This window comes from Vibrio sinaloensis (genome assembly GCF_000808535.1).
In the GTDB taxonomy this organism is placed as follows: Bacteria; Pseudomonadota; Gammaproteobacteria; order Enterobacterales; family Vibrionaceae; genus Vibrio; species Vibrio sinaloensis_D.
Genome location: NZ_JWLV01000047.1, coordinates 136,252 through 155,215 on the forward strand (window position 1 = coordinate 136,252; position 18,964 = coordinate 155,215).

An 18,964-nucleotide genomic window follows, 5' to 3' on the forward strand; every position below is an offset into this window, starting at 1 on the left:
AGCGACCATGCACGTTGGCTCTGCTTGTTGATAATTAAAGTAAACAAACAGCTGGCCTTTACCCAATACCGCTCGCTCGCGTTAACAAATCTTAGGCTAATGTTACCGCCAAGCCATCAAACGAAACTCAATATTGTGATTGAACTCCATGACCGTCTCTATAACTGGAAGAACTGAGTTGTGTTCTATCAAAGCGCCATCGTTTAGTTCGTTTCAAATTTCACATAGGAAATGGCCTTGCGCCGAACACAGTTATCTGCAGTGAGCAAAGCTGATCAAGTGACCGTGTCACAATGCTTATGTCATATTACTAATATTGTCTCGCTACGAGATAAGTCTTTATCTGAATTTTGTTATGCTTTTGATTCGGTTATTTAATTTAGCGACCATGTTTTATATCGTTTGTAAGTTGAAATTTAGTTATAGTGCATTATGGCATATTCCCAATATAGTCTGAGTGAAAAAACGTGTTTAACTATTTGCGTTAGATAAGCCAATTCGACCCGGATGTTTAGCTCGCAGTTCGTTAAGAGCGCTTGGTGGCATTTGAACATGAGCAAACCAAAAGGGTTTATGCTTTTCTAAAAACGCATCACTTCGATCAAGCATATCAAAAATGGCATATGCTTGGCCTTGTGCAAGCGCTACACCAAACTCACTTCGCTCTAAGATTGGGCGTTCTTCAAGATCATCCAAGAGCGCATTTTTTAAGTGTACTGTATTTGGGCCCCACTCTATTTCCTCTATGACTTTTCGAGTAATCGCATTATCCAAATTAACTAATAGCTTGGGCAAAAGATTCAAATTAGGAGTAACCTCTGCGCAGGCGTAGTATTCGTCTCTTAGGTTGTTTTCACGGTAATAACGCATCTTCTCGACCAATGCATCCTCGAACAATTGGGGAAACTGATTCACTACTGCGAAGTTCCCTATCGTTCTTAGAACCCCGAGCAAGACCCCCTGTTCCGGATTTTTAATTCCTGCCATATCCAAACGCATTCGCGTCACGTTTGCAGTTAAAATCATGTGTTGCCATAGCTTAGGAGCAATGTTTTTTGTTAACGGATTGTGCCAACGCAAAATAGGTTTCACCATTAAGATGGGCAAAAGTACTCGGCAATTTTCAGTACCTAAAGTGCCTATCGCGACTTGAGGCTCGTTAATTCCGCGAGCCATCTTGCCAATTCGGGCACAAAACTTGGGATCGTTAACCAACATCAGTAGATTGTTTCGTAACTGGTTATCATTAGTTGGGAGTACGGTTAGTTTGCTGTAACTGGCAGATGGAGAATAGGCAATACTTGAGAAGTACGAAAAATCTGGAAAACGTCCAAAAAGTTTAATTGCCGGCATATTTAAGAGCGTATCGGTAATCAGTTGCTCCGCATGTTTCGTAACATCATCAACGACATTACCCAGGATTCGTTGCTTATCTTCAGCCGCTTGCCTTCTTTCCTGGACTCGCTCGCTTTCACACTCCAAGAGCAAACGTTGGTTGTTCGTGATACGTTCTTCTTCTTTTAAAATTACACTGTCACAAAACTCGCTTTGACGACTGAGTGTCGCGTCCACATCAGACTGATCAAGAATATATTTGAGACTAACCAACCACTTCGCGTGACGCTCTCGCGTAAGGTGGTTAACTTTTTGGGCTATTGCTAACGCTTCGCTATTGTATTTCTTATTTGTTACTAACAAAGTGAGACTTCGGTTCAATAAACATATTAATAATTTAGCACACATTCTCTGTATCTATTCATTCGTTTGCAACATGAATTCTCAAATATTTCTCTGGTGTACGGTATCTGAACTTTTCTCCCTTCTTGATGAGATGCTTGCTTACTTTGCAAATTTTAAAATCTCCATTCGTGTTCACTCTAGTGACAATCGCATGATATTTAGAGTGTTTGAATTCGATGAAGACATTGCAATACCCAGGAAGACTATGTTTGGCTATTTTTGTTTCAATTCTGGCTTTAAGTTTTTTTGCAATGGCGTTCCATTCGGAATCATCTGCACAGTGTGCGTTAGTTGATAATAGCAGACTTAATATTAGGATATTTGTTTTCATACATTCACCTCAGAAACGAGTCTACCAAGTGTCTGAGATGAATGTGGGGTGAAGGAAATGGAACTGAAGGGAAAATTCTCTTATGTGTAATTGATAGGTTTATCACCCACGTTTTTTTGTACCTTTACTTTTAAATCCTTGATGCGGAAATACATTGCGGATTCTTTGCTGGACTTTTTTAGGGATTTCCTTGCTGAAAACCAGTTTGGTTCCCGTTCGAAGTTGGTACACTTTAAGCTCACCGGTGAAGGATTCACGCTCAGCTATATCAACAACGTTGTGCTTAAACGTTGGAGGGAAATGCCCCTTTTCGGTTACGATCTTCCCGTTTGAAAACTTCACCTTCAACACAGGTCTGTCGACTGCAACTAGCCAAAAAACAACCACTGCAGCAATCAAAATGACATACAGCATCCCTACTACTCCTTAATCCAATAACTTCGACAAATCTTCTTTAAGGCTACTCACCGTTTTACTTGCTTTCTCGCTTCTTGAAGCCTCTGACAGCAAGTATTCAATTGCGTCGGACAACGTACATCCTAGCTCGTTTGCTCGATAGGACAGTTTTTCCCAAACTCGATAGTCTAGATCGATCGATTTTTTCTTGGTGTGAATCTGTTCAGCGTTGAAGTGTCTTTTACGCTTCGCTCGAATGGCTTGTTTGAGTTTGTTGTCTAACTCAAGTGACATGTGGTTTTCAATCCATTCTAAAACTTGAGTTGGCTCATGCTCGATATTGCGAAGCTCATTGATAGCGGCTTCAGCTTCACTTGAATCAATGTGTCGAGTGATGGCTTCACCAGCCTTCCATTTGTTGATTAAATAGGTCCACTTCCATCCACATTCTAGATTTTCAAGCTGTTGATATTTCATGAGTAACAATGTTCCATTGAGTTTCTGGTGACAGCGTAACTGCATTAAGCGTTCGTTACAATCCCCATTGTAATCGAAAAGCGATCCAGATCATCAGATTAAATTACCAGTATCTCATCATTGGCTTTTTCTATATAATTTCGCGCATTTAGAGATTAATGAACCAATTTGATGAAGCAAGAAAGCTGGCGTTCAGTAACGCCTCAGTACTCCCAATATGACGGAATTCTAAAGCGATTTAATGAACTGGATCTTGTCAGATTTATCGACATTCAACCCCGACTCAAACAATCTATAGACACCTTATCTAGAGTCAACGGCTATACGCGCGCACTCATCATTAACTCGATTGACAATGCTTTCTACCGACACTTGGTAAAAGAAGCGATAGAGCAACATACACAAAATGATTGTGTTCATGTGACTGAATCACTCACAGCAGACTCTTTACTTGGTTCTTACTCATGCGACGACGGACAAATTACCGTTCGCCATAAGGGGCTACTTGATCAAGCAGATGGCGGGTTTCTCGTCATACCTGTTAACTTAATTCTAGCAAACCCCGCGAGTTGGCAAGCGCTCAAAACCGTTCTTTTAGGGCAACCTATCTCGCCGCTGAATGCAAATCCACGCAAGGTTGCCACCCTAGTCCCAAGCCAAACCTATGATGTAAAAGTAGTCATTGTCGGCGACCGACATCAAATCTCAGATCTTGAGTATTTAGATGACGAGCTATACAGCGGCCTAGCCATGTATACCGAAATCGAAAACGAGATAGCTTTTGGGGAAAAGTCATGTGAAAAGCTGCTGGGCTTCATTCGATGGATTCTTACTACCTATCAACTCCCTACGCTGACATTTGGCGCGTTGCATCGACTTTTGGTCGCAGGAGCTCGATATACCGAAGATCAGGAGTACATGCCTATCGAAATACTTTGGTATCTCGCTCTTTTCCAAGAGTCTTTGCTTTCATCGTCAGACAATGTCCTTGATGAAAATGACATCTCAAACGCTGTCAACAACAAGTACCATCGTGAGGCTTATCTTCCTGAACGCGCTCTTGCTGACATCACCGACGGGCAAGTTATCATAGAGACACAAGGCGAATGCGTTGGTCAAGTTAACGGGTTGACCGTCATCGATGTGCCTGGCCACCCAATGCCATATGGAGAGCCCGCTCGAATCTCTTGTGTTATCCATTTTGGTGACGGTGATATTTCAGACGTTGAACGCAAAGCGGAGCTTGGCGGTAATCTACACGCGAAAGGTATGATGATTATGCAAGCCTTCGTGAGTAGCGCATTGCAGTTAGAGGAACCGTTACCCTATTCTGCTTCTGTGGTGTTCGAACAGTCTTACAGTGAAGTCGATGGTGACAGTGCAACTCTCGCCGAGTTATGTACATTTGTCAGTGCTTTGTCTGAGATCCCAATCAATCAACAAATTGCAGTCACCGGCGCGGTAGACCAATTTGGACGAGTCCAAGCTGTAGGCGGCTTGAATGAAAAAATCGAAGGCTTCTATCACGTATGTAAACATCAAGGACTGACCGGCGAGCAAGGTGTGATTCTTCCAAAATCTAACCTAAAGCATCTTGCACTGAATCAGGATGTGGTCGATAGCATTAAACAGGATCAGTTTCACATCTGGTCTGTATCAACTGTCGATGAAGCTATCCCTCTCATCATGGGCAAACCTTTCCGCGGTGATGATGAAGAAAGTGTCATCAACAAAATCGCACAACGAATTGAAAACTTTGAAAAACACGAACACCCACAAGGAATTGTGGAACGCTTCAAAAACTGGTTTAGATAATGTAAATATTCATTAGATTCAGACTGGTTGGAGTTGTTTAGCGTACACGTGTTCACTAAGATGCGACTATCAAATATTGGAGTCATTGATAATGCAAAACAAACGTGAATCATATAACCGTGAAGATCTTCTAGCGTCGAGCCAAGGCGAGCTTTTTGGCCCTGGATATCCTCAACTGCCTGCACCAAACATGCTGATGATGGACCGCATCACCAAGATGTCTGAGACTGAAGGTGATTTTGGTAAAGGTCTTATCCTTGCGGAGTTAGATATCACACCTGACCTGTGGTTCTTTGATTGCCACTTCCCTGGCGACCCTGTAATGCCAGGTTGTTTAGGACTGGATGCAATGTGGCAGCTTGTTGGCTTCTTCCTTGGCTGGGTTGGCGGCAAAGGTAAAGGTCGAGCTCTAGGTGTTGGCGAAGTTAAGTTTACGGGCCAAATCCTACCGACAGCGAAAAAAGTGACTTATGAAATTCACATGAAACGCGTTGTTAACCGCAAGCTAGTTATGGGTTTAGCTGACGGTCGTGTTCTTGTGGACGGTAAAGAAATCTACGTAGCAAAAGATTTAAAAGTTGGTCTTTTCCAAGATACATCTGCGTTTTAATAGAATCCTTTTAAAGACGACTCTTCGGAGTCGTTTTTTATCCCCTGGCAATTTAGTTATAGTGCATTATACTACTATTTATTGTGCGCTAATAACGGTTAAAGCCCCTTTCGGGGCTTTATTCCTATATGTATGTGGATTTGAGTCGTTATTTGTAGAGACCAGATTGTTTATCTTCTCTGGCATCGCGCCAACCACCAAGCCAATAGGATCGAGCATCCATCTGTTGGTATGGACATGCGTCCATAGAACGGCCATTTAAGCCTGCCTTATAACCTTGAGATTGCGCTCTTTCCATGCGGTCACGCTTTTGTCTCTTCATAGTGTCGTCCTCATACAAGAAAGTGTTTTCTAACGTACTACTATTAAACTAATGTGGAGCTTTTGTGACTCCACAATTAAGAATCGATCAAAACAGAGCCTTTCTCAAGGTATAAAAAAAGCACAGATCCAAAAATGTGAACCTGTGCCCTAGATTAAAAAATCACCTATTTTCTACGGAACCCTATCAGGCCAAGTACTGTCAGAGCAAAAAGACCAAATCCAGCACCTTGTCGCTCAACCTTAGTCGTTTCGCGAGGACGCGATTGAATATCGCTAGAAGTCTTACCATTCATCGGGACCAACTTAACCGCTACGATTGAAGCGCCTGCTTTACAACTTGCATCAATGGCAGAACTATCAAAACCACCAGCACAATAGTAGGCAGTACCAGCAATAACACCAGCATCATTGATATCAGTCGCATCGATCACACGATAAGCATTATTGCTACTTAAACCATAGGTAAGATCGTCAAGATACCAAGCTTTATTGCCTAATGGAGCTTTTGCGTCTGTGGACAAAAGTGGTGCGATAAACGCTCGCTTAGCTCTCGGCTTACCACCGTTTGATTCCTGGTGGCGTTCAAAGTCAACCTGTCCAACTGCTTCACTGTTGTTGTTGATTGCGCCAGCAATGCCATTGGCACTAGTAAAGAAGATGTCACCAGGAAAATCTGCACCACCAAGTGAAGACTTCGTCACATCAGGTACATAGAACAAACGATTTGCGTATGCACCGTCAATTGGCTCACGGTATTTTACCGTGCCAATCGCAACGCCTTTGTCGTTGACTGACGTTAACAAGGAATTAAGGTATTTATTGTCGTCGTTGTATGTACCGACGTAGGTTTTGTTTACCGTGGTTCCATCGATCTTAAATACCGCAGCAAGAGGAATCTCGTCACTGTTGGAATCATAACCAACCGCGTAAACCCCTACTGGGTTATTGCTATTATCTTTAACTTCAGCGACGTCTCTTGCACTGCCTTGAGGGATTGAGCGGCTGCTAATGCTACCACCAGATGCTATCAAAGTTTGCGTAGCACCACTGTTGGTCCAAATCGCCGCTTGAGAGCGGAAATCGTTAGCGTTACTTGTCTCAAAAGAAACACTACCTACATATAGGTCTTGCCCTTCTAATTTAGAGAAGACCTTTCGTTGCACGCCATCAGCATCAGCAATGTCGACATCAGCGAAAGACTGCGTTCGCGCTTTAAGACTGTCGCCATAGTAAGTACCGATGGCTTTGTTATTCGCTGGATCAACAATTTGATTAATAATTACGTTGTCACGTGCACTTTCAATCGCTGTATCTTCAATATATGCATACGAGTTGTTCAACGATCCTTCTGTCGCATAACCCGCAGAATACTGTCTACTCGCCCAACGCTTACATAGCTCTTTAGAGTAATCTAAAAAGTTATCACAGTACTTACGAAAGCCATCGTAGCCATCTTCAAGATAGTCATAACCGTTTTCGAGCAAAAATGGCGCTTCGTTTCGGTAGTTGAAACCTTCTGGGTTTTGTTTTTCCTCAAAACCGATTTTTTGTTCATCCTCATGGAGAATATTACAATCCTTGCCGGGATCAATTGGAGCATTGATATCTGTCCAGCAATCTATAGATGAACTTTGAATCGCTGCACCAAACGTTTCACCACCATTCGCAGGTTGATAAGCATGGATCTGATAGATAGCGGCACTTGCGCTAAAAGATGCGGCAACCATTGCCGCAACCATTGAAATTTTAAAAATCTTACTACTCATTAGACGTTAACTTTCCTGTTGCATTGCTTCGAGCTCTTCCCAGCGCTCAAAAGCAACTTCAAGCTCCTGCTCGGTGGCAGCAAGCTTATCTAAAATGGGTTGTGTCTGCTCTACTGATTTTGAGAAAAACTCAGGATTGTTCACCTGCTCTTGCAGACTTTCAATCTCGGCTTCTAACTCTTCAAGCTTGGCTGGTAGTGCCTCTAACTCTCGCTGCAGTTTATAAGATAATTTCTTAGGCTTATTCTTAACAGGTGCAGTTTTGGGAGTTTCCTCAAGCTGTTTTTCATTTTTCGTTGGTTTTTCAACCGTACGTTGACTGTGCGCTTGAGCTCGTTGTTGCTGAGCGTCATGGTAGCCGCCGACAAACTCTTCAATAACGCCTTCACCTTCAAAGATCCAGCTCGTCGTTACCGTGTTATCAACAAATTGACGATCGTGGCTGACTAAAAGAAGCGTACCCTGATAATTGGCAAGCAAATCTTCTAAAAGTTCCAACGTTTCGATGTCTAAATCGTTAGTTGGTTCATCTAGCACCAATAAGTTGTTCGCACGGAGGAATATGCGCGCAAGAAGTAATCGGTTCTTCTCTCCTCCGGACAGAGCTTTAACTGGTGTACGCGCTCGCTTGGGCGCAAACAAAAAGTCTTGCAGGTAGCTCAACGCATGTCTCTGGCGCCCACCCACCATCACTTCTTGCTTGCCATCGGCCAAGTTGTCGATCACAGACTTCTCTGGGTCAAGCACTTCGCGATACTGATCAAAGTAGGCAACTTCCAGTTTGGTACCACAGTGTAAACGGCCGCTTTGCGGTTCAAGCTCGTTAAGCAGTAGTTTCAGCAGCGTACTCTTACCGCAACCATTCGGACCGATAAGTGCGATCCGATCGCCGCGCATGATGTTGAAAGAGAAATCTTTGACAATACTCTTTCCTTCAATGGAGTAATTGATGTTTTGCGCTTCAAACACAATCTTGCCTGAACGAGATGCATCATCGATTTGGATGTTCGCTTTACCTTGGACTTCGCGTCTGTCTGAACGCTCTTCACGGAGCTTTTTGAGCGCGCGAACTCGGCCTTCGTTACGTGTACGGCGCGCTTTAATCCCTTGGCGAATCCACACCTCTTCCTGAGCCAGTTTTTTATCAAACTCTGCGTTTTGCATCTCTTCGACGCGTAGCATCTCCTCTTTTTCAACCAAGTAGTTCTCATAATCACCAGGAAAAGAAGAGAGCTTACCGCGATCTAAGTCAACAATGCGTGTCGCCATCGATTTAATGAATGCACGGTCATGGGAGATAAAAATGATCGAGCCGCGGAAGTCTTTCAGGAAGTTCTCCAACCACTCGATAGTCGTAACGTCTAGGTGGTTAGTTGGTTCGTCAAGCAGCAGAACATCCGGATCGCATACCAACGCACGCGCTAACGCAGCCTTACGCTGCCAACCGCCAGAAAGGTCGGTCAATTGGGTATGCCCATCAAGCTTAAGAGCCGTAAGGACGTTTTTAATGCGATCTTCAAAACGCCAAGCGCCTGAGTGTTCGAGCTGCTCTTGAATTCGGGCGAGCTTGTTGATGTTTTGCTCTGAAGGGTCGATGGCAATCAGATCAAGCTGATCTTGGTAGATCTTAAGCTGCTCGCCGACTTCGGCTAATCCACCAGCGACGTATTCAAGAACAGTTCCCTCTTGATTTCGGGGCGGATCTTGTTCGAGACGAGAGACAATGACATCTTGCGTAACGGTCAGTTTACCATCATCAAGTAATACATCGCCTGCTAGGACTTTCATCAGCGTGGATTTACCCGCGCCATTGCGACCAACTAAACAGACTCGTTCGTTTTCTTGTAATGCAAAATCTGCATGGTCAAGTAGAGGGTGATCACCGTAAGCCAGCAATCCATTATTGATGGTAAGTAATGCCATTTTTATCTAACCAAAGTTTCAATTCTTGTAAGTCGAAAGGCCAGTTAAGCTCGGTATCGTTGAAATTGAGCACTGGAATAGTGACGCCGTAACGAGAAAATAGCTCATCGTCAAAGGCAATATCGATGATACGTATGTGCTCTGCAATACCTGCTTGCTGACACAATTGAAAAGCCATCTCACAGAGATGGCACCCTTCTGTACTATATAAAGTGATCACGAAACCAACTTATTCCTTGTGGGTTAAGATCCAGCAGTTATGAATATGCTTGTTGCGAGAAAAATCAAGCGGCAGAGTTTGATTTGAAATGTTTTTCGCCTCTAGCCCCAACTCATTCAATGCGTCCAAGTCCATTTTAAAGTGGCGTTTGTTGTTTGAAAAAACAATGGTTCCACCGGCACGAAGGAGTCGCTTAAGATCTTTCATCAATTGAATGTGGTCACGCTGGACATCAAATGACTGTTCCATACGTTTCGAGTTAGAAAACGTCGGTGGGTCAATAAAGATTAAATCAAACTTCTCTGTAGAGTTTGCCAACCACTGCAAGCAATCTGCCTGCTCGTACCGATGTTGTCTGCCAACCTGCCCGTTGAGCTTCATGTTCTCTTTCGCCCACTCCAAGTAGGTTTTAGACATGTCGACCGTGGTCGTGGACTTTGCACCGCCACATGCGGCGTGAACTGTGCCTGACCCAGTGTAAGCAAATAGGTTTAAGAAATCTTTACCTTGCGAGAGTTCACCCAATTTACGACGGGTGATTTTATGATCAAGGAACAATCCAGTATCTAGGTAGTCGTGAAGGTTAACGAGCAGCTTCACGCCATACTCGTTGACTTGCATTGTTTCTGACTCCTGAGAGAGCTTTTGATACTGAGAGCGCCCTTTTTGCTTCTCACGCACTTTCAGCACAACTTTGTTAGCCTCAGTACCAGTCACCTGAATTGCTGCGCGAATAATATCTGTAAGACGACGCTTTGCTTTCTCTTCAGGGATATTCTTTGGAGCCGCGTATTCCTGAATCACTAGGTGATCAAGGTAGACATCGATAGCCACGTTGTACTCTGGTAAATCTGCATCATAAATACGGTAGCAATCGAGCTGCTCTTTGCGCGCCCATTTACCAATCTTACCAATGTTCTTCTTTAGACGGTTGGCAAAATCTGGTGCGATTAAAGATTCAGTGACAGCGTCACCTCTAGATTCTGCAGGGCGATCTGAAATGGAGTAGTTTTTTTGATGACAAGGCAACGCGCCATTGTTCAATTTGAACTGCTTATCAGCTCGCATACGCAGGCAACTGAGCAGCTCATCAGAGCTTGAGAAGATAGACGCTTGGCATCCGCCGAACTGGTCTTTGAGCTGTGCACCAAAGGCTGTATATAGAGCAATCAGACCAGGATGAGTACCTAAGCGTTCACCATAAGGTGGGTTTGACACGATGACGCCATGCTCAAAACCAGCAGGTCGCATAACCTTAGCTGCATCCCCTTCTTGGAACTCAATAAGCGACTCAACACCTGCACGGCGCGCATTGTCTTTCGCGGTTTTAAGTACACGAGCATCGTTGTCAAAGCCGTAGAACTTAGCGTCAACTTTTTTGACACCACGACGAGCCTGCACTGAAGCTTCAGACTTTATCTCAGCCCAAAGCTCTGGCTCAAAGTCTTCAAGGGATTCGAAGCCCCACTTTTTACGATTCACACCTGGCGCCATATTCGCAGCCATCATCGCAGCTTCAATCAAGAGCGTTCCTGAACCACACATAGGGTCTAACATCGACTTACTCTCATCCCAGCCACTGCGAAGAATAATAGCCGCCGCTAACGTCTCACGCAGAGGCGCACGGCCTGATTCTGGGCGATAGCCACGTTGATGTAGGCCTCCACCGACCATATCGATACCAAGTAACGCTTTATCTTTATGTAAGCGAACGTGGATACGAAGATCGGCACGATCTTTACTGATCGACGGTCGTGGGAGGTTCTTCTTCTCATAACAGTCCACTACCGCATCTTTGACTTTCATCGCTCCGTACTGACTGTTACGAATCTCTCGGTTCGTACCATTAAAGTCAACGACGAACTTTTTCGAACTATGGAAATGGTTGACCCAGTTTACTGATGATGTCGCAAGGTATAGATCCATATCGTCGTTACAAGTGAACTCTGATAGAACGCGAACAAAGCGAGAAGCCAAACGGCTCCATAGACAGCAGCGATAAATCTGCTCAATTGATGCTTTAAAACGGACACCTGCTTGTACAGGTTTTGCGTCGTTAATCCCTAGCTTTGTTAACTCTTCTACTAACAGGTTCTCCAAACCATTGGATGTAACCGCAAGATATTGATGCATAGTGAACTTATTATTCTGTTGAAAATGACCTCTCATTATACCTGACAACCGAGCAACATCGTTAATCCAAATAGCGTTATTCAGCCTTTCCGCTGCTGTCTGATGAAATAACCATCAACTCTCATCTAGTCAGAGAGTTACCAACCTTTCTAATAAATCGTCAATTTCCTATCGAATTTCTTGGCCTAAGGAGATAGTGAATACTTATTTACTTTATAATTGGTCTATACCAACCAACAAAAAAGACGTAAGTTTATTACCAAATAATACCAAAAGGGGGAATTTTGCATATTGATGGAAGCGATTAAGCCAAAATTGCCGATGAAAGTGACTCAAATTATTGTCTGAAAACCGAACGATTCTCACATTCAATAATCAGTTCTCCGTGAGGATACGAAGGAATTTAGATGGAATAAGATGGGTTTTAGGCAAAAAAAATCGGCCATAGGGCCGATGGGAAATCATAAAAGGAACGAAAAATTAGCCAACCAAAGCGATTGGTTGAGCTTGGAACTGGTGGTTTATAAGCAGCATTCGGTCATGCATCACTTTGATTGCCTCACCAAACGACAACGACTTAATGCCATTCAACTGGAATTCGTCAAGTGAGACAGACACACATAAGCTGGCGTACTCCCCGACTTCGATGACAATAAAAGAGCTCGAACCGCTTGACGTCGACAACTGAACAAAGTCACCTTCCTCAAGCGCTAGATTTCCATCCGATAGTGAATCAAAAAACCAGCTCTTGGGTTGCACAGGTTTGTGAAAGCGTTTCGCTGCCACACAGTACAAGGCTAATTCGGCTTGACGTGGCTCAGAGAGCCCAAGCAGCGCAATTTGTTCTTTGTAGGTTTGATAAGCGGATGCATCATCGACAGAAAACTCGTTGATGCCAATCGCACACTCGACGATTAGTTTGCGAGGAAGGTTGGTCTTAAACAGCATACCATCACCCAGATCGAGCATCAGGTGCCCTTCTGAGTCATCGTAGTACCAAGTCCATTTGTCACTGGGTTTAAGCATCATTCCAATCTCTATGTCGTTTGAATTTAGGTAAACGCTTAATTACCTGTCCAAGCAATGATTTGAATTTTATTCGCTATACCAATAAAAAAAAGAGGAAATGAAAACTCATTTCCTCTTCAAATTCGGTGTTTGAAACCCATCTAGCTCAGTGTGACAATGTCACGCCAATCAATATGTTAGGCGTAAAGCTACAGGTTTTTGACAATGTCTTTTACAAGACCCGGGCCGTGATAAATGAAGCCAGAGTAAACCTGAACAAGTTTTGCTCCTGCCATCAGTTTCTCTTTCGCGGCAACATAAGAGTCAACGCCACCTACCCCGATTACTGGGATCTGGTCACCAAGCTCTTCGTGCAAACGACGAACCACTTCAGTACTGCGCGATTGCACCGGACGACCGCTTAAACCACCAGCCTCGTTTGCGTGCTTCATGCCTTCTACTATGGTTCTGTCTAGCGTCGTGTTGGTTGCGATAACGCCATCAATCTTGTTTTTAAGTAACGATTCACAGATCTGTTTGATCTCATCGTCACTTAGATCCGGAGCGATCTTCAGAGCAAGCGGTACGTACTTGCCGTGCTTCTCTGCCAATTCAGCTTGCTTCGCTTTTAGCTCAGATAGAAGATCATCCAGCGCTTCACCATATTGAAGAGAGCGAAGCCCTGGTGTATTTGGAGAAGAAATGTTTACCGCGATGTAGCCAGCATACTCGTATACCTTTTCCATACAGATAAGGTAATCTTCAGCACCCTTTTCAATCGGAGTGTCTTTGTTCTTACCGATATTGATCCCCAGCACGCAAGAATATTTGGAGTTCTTAACATTCTCGACAAGGTTATCAACACCTAGGTTGTTAAAGCCCATACGGTTGATGATGCCTTCCGCTTCAACAAGACGGAACAAACGTGGTTTGTCGTTTCCGGATTGTGGACGAGGCGTAACAGTCCCCACTTCAACAAAGCCAAAACCCATTGCATCGAACGCTTCGATACACTCACCATTTTTATCTAGCCCAGCCGCAAGGCCAACTGGATTTCGGAATGTCAGACCCATGCATTCGACTGGGCGATGTGGGAGTTGTTGACGGTAAAGAAGATCGACTGGAGTGCCGGTGAAACGTTTGAAGTTCTGAATTGCAAGATCATGTGCCTTTTCGGCATCAAGTTGGAAAAAGCCAGCTCTGGCTAGACGGTAAAGCATTGTGCCTCCGAAAGAAAAAAGCCCCGTGTAAACGGGGCTGTATTATTAATGGTTTTACCGAACAATTCAATCTATTATGGCAAACGTTTACTCATTTGCTGAACAATTCAGATTTAGCAGCATCAGTTCGCGCAGAGCTACAGAAAACTTGGCAAACTCATGAACTGAACCAATCTTGAATTCGTTCAAGATATTCTCCCAACGATGAAGAGATGTTTCGTTCGTTGAAATCCAATCCTCTAGCGCTTTCATAACATCAAGCTCTTCAGGCGCACAGCTACAACTCAACACTTGTCCAGTCAATTGACGCTGCTGCCAATCTAGATCTTCACGGAACGCTGCTCGAGCGAGAGCCTGCCAATGGTTGTCAACAGCCTGAGTATTGATTTGCTTCAAGAACCAATGTAGCGACAATCGATCGCCTAGGTTGTAGTACAACTTAGCACTTTGCTCGACTGATTTACCTTTTTCACGGGATACTGTGGATATATCCAGTGCCGAGTATAGGCTAGATAAGCGAGACACATAACTCGCCAATTCTGGCGTAATACCCTGCTCGATCCACGCTTTCGCCATCTCGTTGTGTTCTTCCACTTCTGACGGTACCAACATGTCATCAAGGTTTGACTTAATCACTTCAACGTCAGACTGGTAAAGGTCAATCAAGGCTTTAACGCATTGACGGCCATTACGGTTACGCAATAACCAACGAGATAAACGACGTAACGTACGGCGAACATAGAACATCATGTCGTACTGAGCTTCAGTTGTTGCTTGGTTGTCTAGCGAGCGTACCTCTTCAAAGACTTTGCCTAAGCCGAATATCTCTCTCGCAGCAACATACGCATTTGCGATGTCCACAACATGAGCGCCAGTCTCTTCTTGCAAACGGGTCACGAAATTACAACCCATCTCGTTAACCATTTGGTTCGCAAGTGCCGTCGCAATAATTTCTGCACGTAGTGGATGATTGTCCATTTGTGTAGAATAGTTACGGCGTAACTCAGTTGGGAAGTATTGTACTAACTGCTGTGCATGGAATGCATCATTAGCAATGTCATCATGGACAAGCTCTTCTTTAAGAACCATCTTTCCGTAAGCAACGAGCACAGACAGCTCTGGGCGAGTCAATGCCTGGCCTTGTTTCTCACGTTCAATCAAGGTCTCATCGTCTGGGATGTACTCAAGAGCGCGATCAAGATGACCTGATTTTTCCATCGTATGGATGAAACGGATTTGTTCTTTAACCAGCGAAGTGCCCTGCTGCTCTGTCACAGAAATAGACTCTGATTGACAGTAGGCATCATCCAGTACGATCTCTCCTACCTCATCTTCCATCGATTCTAGGATTTGGTTACGTTGCTTGACCGTAAGGTCACCATTTGCGACCAAACCATTTAGGAAGATTTTGATATTTACTTCGTTATCCGAACAATCCACACCACCAACGTTGTCAACAAAGTCAGTGTTGACGCGACCACCTGTTAGCGCGTATTCAACGCGGCCAAGCTGGGTCATACCTAAGTTACCGCCTTCGCCGACAACTTTGGCACGCAATTCACGTCCATCGATACGTAACACATCGTTTGCTCGGTCGCCGACATCTGTATGTGTCTCCGATGAGGCTTTAACATAAGTACCGATCCCGCCATTCCATAGAAGATCAACTTCCATTTTTAGGATCATCTTGATGAGTTCGTTTGGTGCTAGAGACGCTTTTTTGGTGCCCAGCATTTTTTGAATCTCAGGAGTCAGTGAGATTGACTTCGCACGGCGAGAGAAAATGCCACCACCTTTAGAGATAAGCTCGGCGTTGTAGTCTTCCCAGCTTGAACGCGGTAAGTTGAATAAGCGATTGCGCTCTTCCCACCCCGTAGCCGAGTCAGGGTTTGGATCAATAAAGATATGCATGTGGTTAAACGCCGCTTGCAAACGAATATGCTTAGATAGAAGCATACCGTTACCAAACACGTCTCCAGCCATATCACCAACACCAATCGCAGTAAAATCGGTTGTTTGACAATCAATGCCCATCTCACGGAAGTGGCGTTTCACCGACTCCCAACCGCCCTTCGCGGTAATCCCCATCGCCTTATGGTCATAACCGTTAGAGCCGCCTGATGCAAACGCATCACCTAGCCAGAAGTTGTACTCCTCAGATACTGAGTTAGCCAAATCTGAGAACGTTGCAGTGCCTTTATCAGCCGCTACAACCAAATACGGGTCATCTTCATCATGACGAACCACGCTCTTCGGTGGAATAACTTCGCCTTCAATGATGTTATCAGAGACATCCAATAACGCTCGGATAAAGCGTTTGTAGCAACGCTGGCCTTCAGCGAAAATTTCATCACGGCCACTAAAGTTGTGCTGACGTTTACAAACAAAGCCACCTTTCGCACCAACCGGTACGATTACGGTGTTCTTAACTTGCTGCGCTTTCACAAGACCAAGAATTTCTGTACGGAAATCCTCTTGACGATCTGACCAACGCAGACCACCACGTGCTACCTTACCACCACGTAGGTGTACACCTTCAATATCAGGTGCGTAGACAAAGATCTCAAATGCCGGCACAGGCTGCGGGATTTCTGGAATCTCACTTGGCTTCATCTTGAGTGATAACCAAGGCTTAGGTTGTTTATCTGCGTCAAGTTGATAGTAGTTCGTACGCAGCGTTGCCGAGATCATTTCTACATAACGACGAATAATACGGTCGTCATCGAGACTTTCGACGTGATCAAGTTGCTCAGTAATCTTCTTAACAAGATCCGCCTGTCCTTTTTGGCTGCCTTTGAACTTAGGATCAAAACGTTTAGCGAATAGATCAACCAGAGCTTTCGCCAAATCAGGATAATGGCTGAGCGTATCTTCAATGTACTGTTGACTGAATGGGAAACCGACTTGACGCATGTAACGCGCGTAAGCACGTAAAATGGAAATCTCGCGACCAGTCAACGAAGCACCAAGAACTAAACGGTTAAAACCATCGCTTTCTAGATCACCAGCCCAAATCGCAGCAAAGGCTTGTTGAAAACGATCTCTCGCTTCACGCAAGTCGACGGTTTTCTCACTCTTATGCAGCATTGAGAAATCAAGTATCCAATAAACTTGTCCATTCGCCTTACGCACTTCATAAGGAGACTCTCCGATCACTCGCAATCCTAAGTTTTCGAGCATCGGCATGACATCAGAAAGGTGGATAGGTTCATCGCGGTGATACAGTTTCAGGCGCACTGCTTTAGAATCGGAACCAAGCTCTTGCGGACGGTAGAACAGCATTCCTAGCTTGTTGTCATCGCTAAGTGCTTCTAATCGCTCGATATCAGCCACCGCCGAGCCAGGCATAACATCTTCTTTGTATGAACGTGGGAACGCGCGGTTGTAATCTTTTGATAAAGGTAAGCCTTTACTCTCACCAAAGTTCGCAACGATCGCATCTGACAAACGATCATCCCAAGTCGAAGATGCTTCCATTAAGTTTTGCTCAATCGTTTTGACATTAATATCTGAGTTGTTGTTGTCCACACGAACAATGTAGTGTGTACGGGCAAGTGGGCTTTCGGAGAAATAGGTAGTGAACTCAACCTCTTTATCACAACCGAAATACTGTTTGAGAATTCGTTGCGTCTGACGGCGAAGCTCGGTGTTGTAACGATCTTTTGTCACATAAACCATGCAGCTGAAGAAACGGCCAAACGGGTCTTTACGCACGAACAAACGCAGTAAATCGCGGTCCTGCATTTGAACCACACCCATACCGACTTCAAGCAACTCTTCTTCTTTTGCCTGAAGCAGTTCATCACGTGGGTAGTTTTCTAGAATGTTATGCAGCGCTTTGTAGGAGTATGACCCTTCACGGTATCGACTCGCTTCTAGGATACGTTCGACTTTTTCACGAATTAGAGGAATGCTTTCTACGCTTTGGTTGTAAACTGCGGAGGTGTAAAGACCTGTGAAACGGTGTTCGCCGATCACTTTGCCATTCTTATCGAATTTCTTAATGCCGATGTAGTCGGTGTATGCTGGTCTGTGGATCCGCGAAGGCGTATTGCCTTTGGTGAGGATCAGTAAGAATGGTTTTTTCGCTTCAAGTCTTGCCGAATCAGGGAAGTCTGACAGTTTAACGCTTCGAACACGGTCGCGATTCGCAAAAAGACCCAAGCCTTTGTCTGGCGTTGGACGCAACTCCGTATCACCATCGACGGAAACAAGATCGTATTCCTTGTATCCCATAAAGGTAAAGTTGTGTCTTCCTAACCAACGCAGGAAGTTAATCGTTTCATCGTAACGATCGCGCTCAACGGTGACTGTCTCTTGCTGAGCTTCGACTTGATTGGTGACTTCTTCAAGTTTTTCAACCATCAGTAACCAATCCTGAACAACAAGGCCGGTGTCTTTCAGAATACTCAGCAACTCTTCCTTCAAAGAAGCCATTGCGCCTTTGTCACTTAAGCGGTCAACTTCGATATGGAAAAGTGACTGCAGCGCCCCTTCACCTTCGTTGATACCGGTAATCTCACCTTTGGCATTGCGAGCAACTTGCGTAGGACCATGCAGCATCAGGTGTGATGCAAGATCCAAACGACTCAATGCCATCTTAATCGAATCGACCAAGAACGGGCTGTCTTGTACGACGATTTCAACAATAGTGTGTGTGGATTGCCAGCCTTGACGACTAACAGTTGGGTTGAAGACTCGGACAGATACGTCATCGGCTTTCTTTTCGCTGATGTGATGCCAAAGGCTCACCACTGCACCGTAAAGATCGGATTCGTTGCGTTCGACTAAGTCGTCCTGAGAGATATTGCTAAATAAATGTTGAGCAAGTTGAGTGACTAAAGGTTGATGAGCAAGCTCGAGTTTGTCTTGAATCAGTTGGTACACTTTTTCAAGCAGAACCGGCATCAATGTTTCACGCGCGGTCATAATCACACTCCACTATTATAGAATTGTATGTTTTTGTAGGGATGTTGTAAGCATAGTGCTTAACACGGGTAA

At 44.5% G+C, this 18,964-nt stretch carries 14 protein-coding genes; 2 read left to right on the forward strand and 12 right to left on the reverse strand.

The features are described from left to right. Positions 1-471: 471 nt before the first annotated feature. From RJ47_RS18605 to matP, 4 genes are all read right to left on the reverse strand, one after another. Positions 472-1,743 carry an HDOD domain-containing protein gene (locus RJ47_RS18605; protein WP_052237991.1) on the reverse strand — a complete coding sequence of 424 codons (1,272 nt, stop codon included), beginning with the start codon at positions 1,741-1,743 and terminating at the stop codon, positions 472-474. Positions 1,744-1,756: 13 nt separating this feature from the next. Next, positions 1,757-2,071 (reverse strand): hypothetical protein, encoded by a 315-nt coding sequence (locus RJ47_RS18610; protein ID WP_039486134.1) that lies wholly within the window; start codon positions 2,069-2,071, stop codon positions 1,757-1,759. 102 nt (positions 2,072-2,173) lie between these two features. Then, positions 2,174-2,485: a DUF3634 family protein gene (locus RJ47_RS18615; RefSeq protein ID WP_039486137.1), complete on the reverse strand. Its 312-nt coding sequence runs from the start codon at positions 2,483-2,485 to the stop codon at positions 2,174-2,176. Positions 2,486-2,497: 12 nt separating this feature from the next. Then, complete coding sequence (matP, locus tag RJ47_RS18620) at positions 2,498-2,944, reverse strand: macrodomain Ter protein MatP (RefSeq protein ID WP_038141497.1); 447 nt, start codon at positions 2,942-2,944, stop codon at positions 2,498-2,500. Between the two features lie 171 nt (positions 2,945-3,115). On the opposite strand from matP, the gene RJ47_RS18625 reads away from it, so the two are divergent. Further along, the gene (locus RJ47_RS18625) at positions 3,116-4,759 is read left to right on the forward strand and encodes a S16 family serine protease (RefSeq protein WP_039486139.1); all 1,644 of its coding nucleotides are present in this window, start codon (positions 3,116-3,118) and stop codon (positions 4,757-4,759) included. 91 nt (positions 4,760-4,850) lie between these two features. Next, positions 4,851-5,369: a bifunctional 3-hydroxydecanoyl-ACP dehydratase/trans-2-decenoyl-ACP isomerase gene (fabA, locus tag RJ47_RS18630; protein ID WP_038141483.1), complete on the forward strand. Its 519-nt coding sequence runs from the start codon at positions 4,851-4,853 to the stop codon at positions 5,367-5,369. A 148-nt stretch (positions 5,370-5,517) separates the two neighbouring features. On the opposite strand, the gene rmf is transcribed toward fabA, so the two are convergent. From rmf to RJ47_RS18670, 8 genes are all read right to left on the reverse strand, one after another. Beyond that, positions 5,518-5,691: a ribosome modulation factor gene (rmf, locus tag RJ47_RS18635; RefSeq protein ID WP_008078149.1), complete on the reverse strand. Its 174-nt coding sequence runs from the start codon at positions 5,689-5,691 to the stop codon at positions 5,518-5,520. A 166-nt stretch (positions 5,692-5,857) separates the two neighbouring features. After that, positions 5,858-7,459 carry a DUF3466 family protein gene (locus tag RJ47_RS18640; protein ID WP_039486142.1) on the reverse strand — a complete coding sequence of 534 codons (1,602 nt, stop codon included), beginning with the start codon at positions 7,457-7,459 and terminating at the stop codon, positions 5,858-5,860. Between the two features lie 6 nt (positions 7,460-7,465). After that, positions 7,466-9,382 (reverse strand): ABC transporter ATP-binding protein, encoded by a 1,917-nt coding sequence (locus RJ47_RS18645; RefSeq protein WP_039486144.1) that lies wholly within the window; start codon positions 9,380-9,382, stop codon positions 7,466-7,468. Continuing rightward, on the reverse strand, positions 9,360-9,602 hold the full coding sequence (locus RJ47_RS18650) for a glutaredoxin family protein (RefSeq protein ID WP_072016616.1): 243 nt from the start codon (positions 9,600-9,602) through the stop codon (positions 9,360-9,362). The genes RJ47_RS18645 and RJ47_RS18650 overlap by 23 nt, the downstream gene beginning before the upstream one ends. A gap of 9 nt (positions 9,603-9,611) precedes the next feature. After that, a complete protein-coding gene (gene rlmKL, locus RJ47_RS18655) occupies positions 9,612-11,735 on the reverse strand; it encodes a bifunctional 23S rRNA (guanine(2069)-N(7))-methyltransferase RlmK/23S rRNA (guanine(2445)-N(2))-methyltransferase RlmL (protein WP_039486146.1) in 2,124 nt (707 codons plus the stop codon). 480 nt (positions 11,736-12,215) lie between these two features. Then, positions 12,216-12,764, reverse strand: a complete 549-nt coding sequence (locus tag RJ47_RS18660; RefSeq protein WP_082016366.1) for a cell division protein ZapC — start codon at positions 12,762-12,764, stop codon at positions 12,216-12,218. 188 nt (positions 12,765-12,952) lie between these two features. After that, the gene (pyrD, locus tag RJ47_RS18665) at positions 12,953-13,963 is read right to left on the reverse strand and encodes a quinone-dependent dihydroorotate dehydrogenase (RefSeq protein WP_039486149.1); all 1,011 of its coding nucleotides are present in this window, start codon (positions 13,961-13,963) and stop codon (positions 12,953-12,955) included. Between the two features lie 87 nt (positions 13,964-14,050). Further along, complete coding sequence (locus RJ47_RS18670) at positions 14,051-18,892, reverse strand: NAD-glutamate dehydrogenase (RefSeq protein ID WP_039486151.1); 4,842 nt, start codon at positions 18,890-18,892, stop codon at positions 14,051-14,053. Positions 18,893-18,964: the final 72 nt, after the last annotated feature.

Bases quoted from the DNA above. Each gene is read 5' to 3' on its own strand.
- RJ47_RS18605 (WP_052237991.1), bottom strand. From the start codon at position 1,743: ATGTGTGCTAAATTATTAATATGTTTATTGAACCGAAGTCTCACTTTG.
- RJ47_RS18610 (WP_039486134.1), bottom strand. From the start codon at position 2,071: ATGAAAACAAATATCCTAATATTAAGTCTGCTATTATCAACTAACGCA.
- RJ47_RS18615 (WP_039486137.1), bottom strand. From the start codon at position 2,485: ATGCTGTATGTCATTTTGATTGCTGCAGTGGTTGTTTTTTGGCTAGTT.
- matP (WP_038141497.1), bottom strand. From the start codon at position 2,944: ATGAAATATCAACAGCTTGAAAATCTAGAATGTGGATGGAAGTGGACC.
- RJ47_RS18625 (WP_039486139.1), top strand. From the start codon at position 3,116: ATGAAGCAAGAAAGCTGGCGTTCAGTAACGCCTCAGTACTCCCAATAT.
- fabA (WP_038141483.1), top strand. From the start codon at position 4,851: ATGCAAAACAAACGTGAATCATATAACCGTGAAGATCTTCTAGCGTCG.
- rmf (WP_008078149.1), bottom strand. From the start codon at position 5,691: ATGAAGAGACAAAAGCGTGACCGCATGGAAAGAGCGCAATCTCAAGGT.
- RJ47_RS18640 (WP_039486142.1), bottom strand. From the start codon at position 7,459: ATGAGTAGTAAGATTTTTAAAATTTCAATGGTTGCGGCAATGGTTGCC.
- RJ47_RS18645 (WP_039486144.1), bottom strand. From the start codon at position 9,382: ATGGCATTACTTACCATCAATAATGGATTGCTGGCTTACGGTGATCAC.
- rlmKL (WP_039486146.1), bottom strand. From the start codon at position 11,735: ATGCATCAATATCTTGCGGTTACATCCAATGGTTTGGAGAACCTGTTA.
- RJ47_RS18660 (WP_082016366.1), bottom strand. From the start codon at position 12,764: ATGATGCTTAAACCCAGTGACAAATGGACTTGGTACTACGATGACTCA.
- pyrD (WP_039486149.1), bottom strand. From the start codon at position 13,963: ATGCTTTACCGTCTAGCCAGAGCTGGCTTTTTCCAACTTGATGCCGAA.
- RJ47_RS18670 (WP_039486151.1), bottom strand. From the start codon at position 18,892: ATGACCGCGCGTGAAACATTGATGCCGGTTCTGCTTGAAAAAGTGTAC.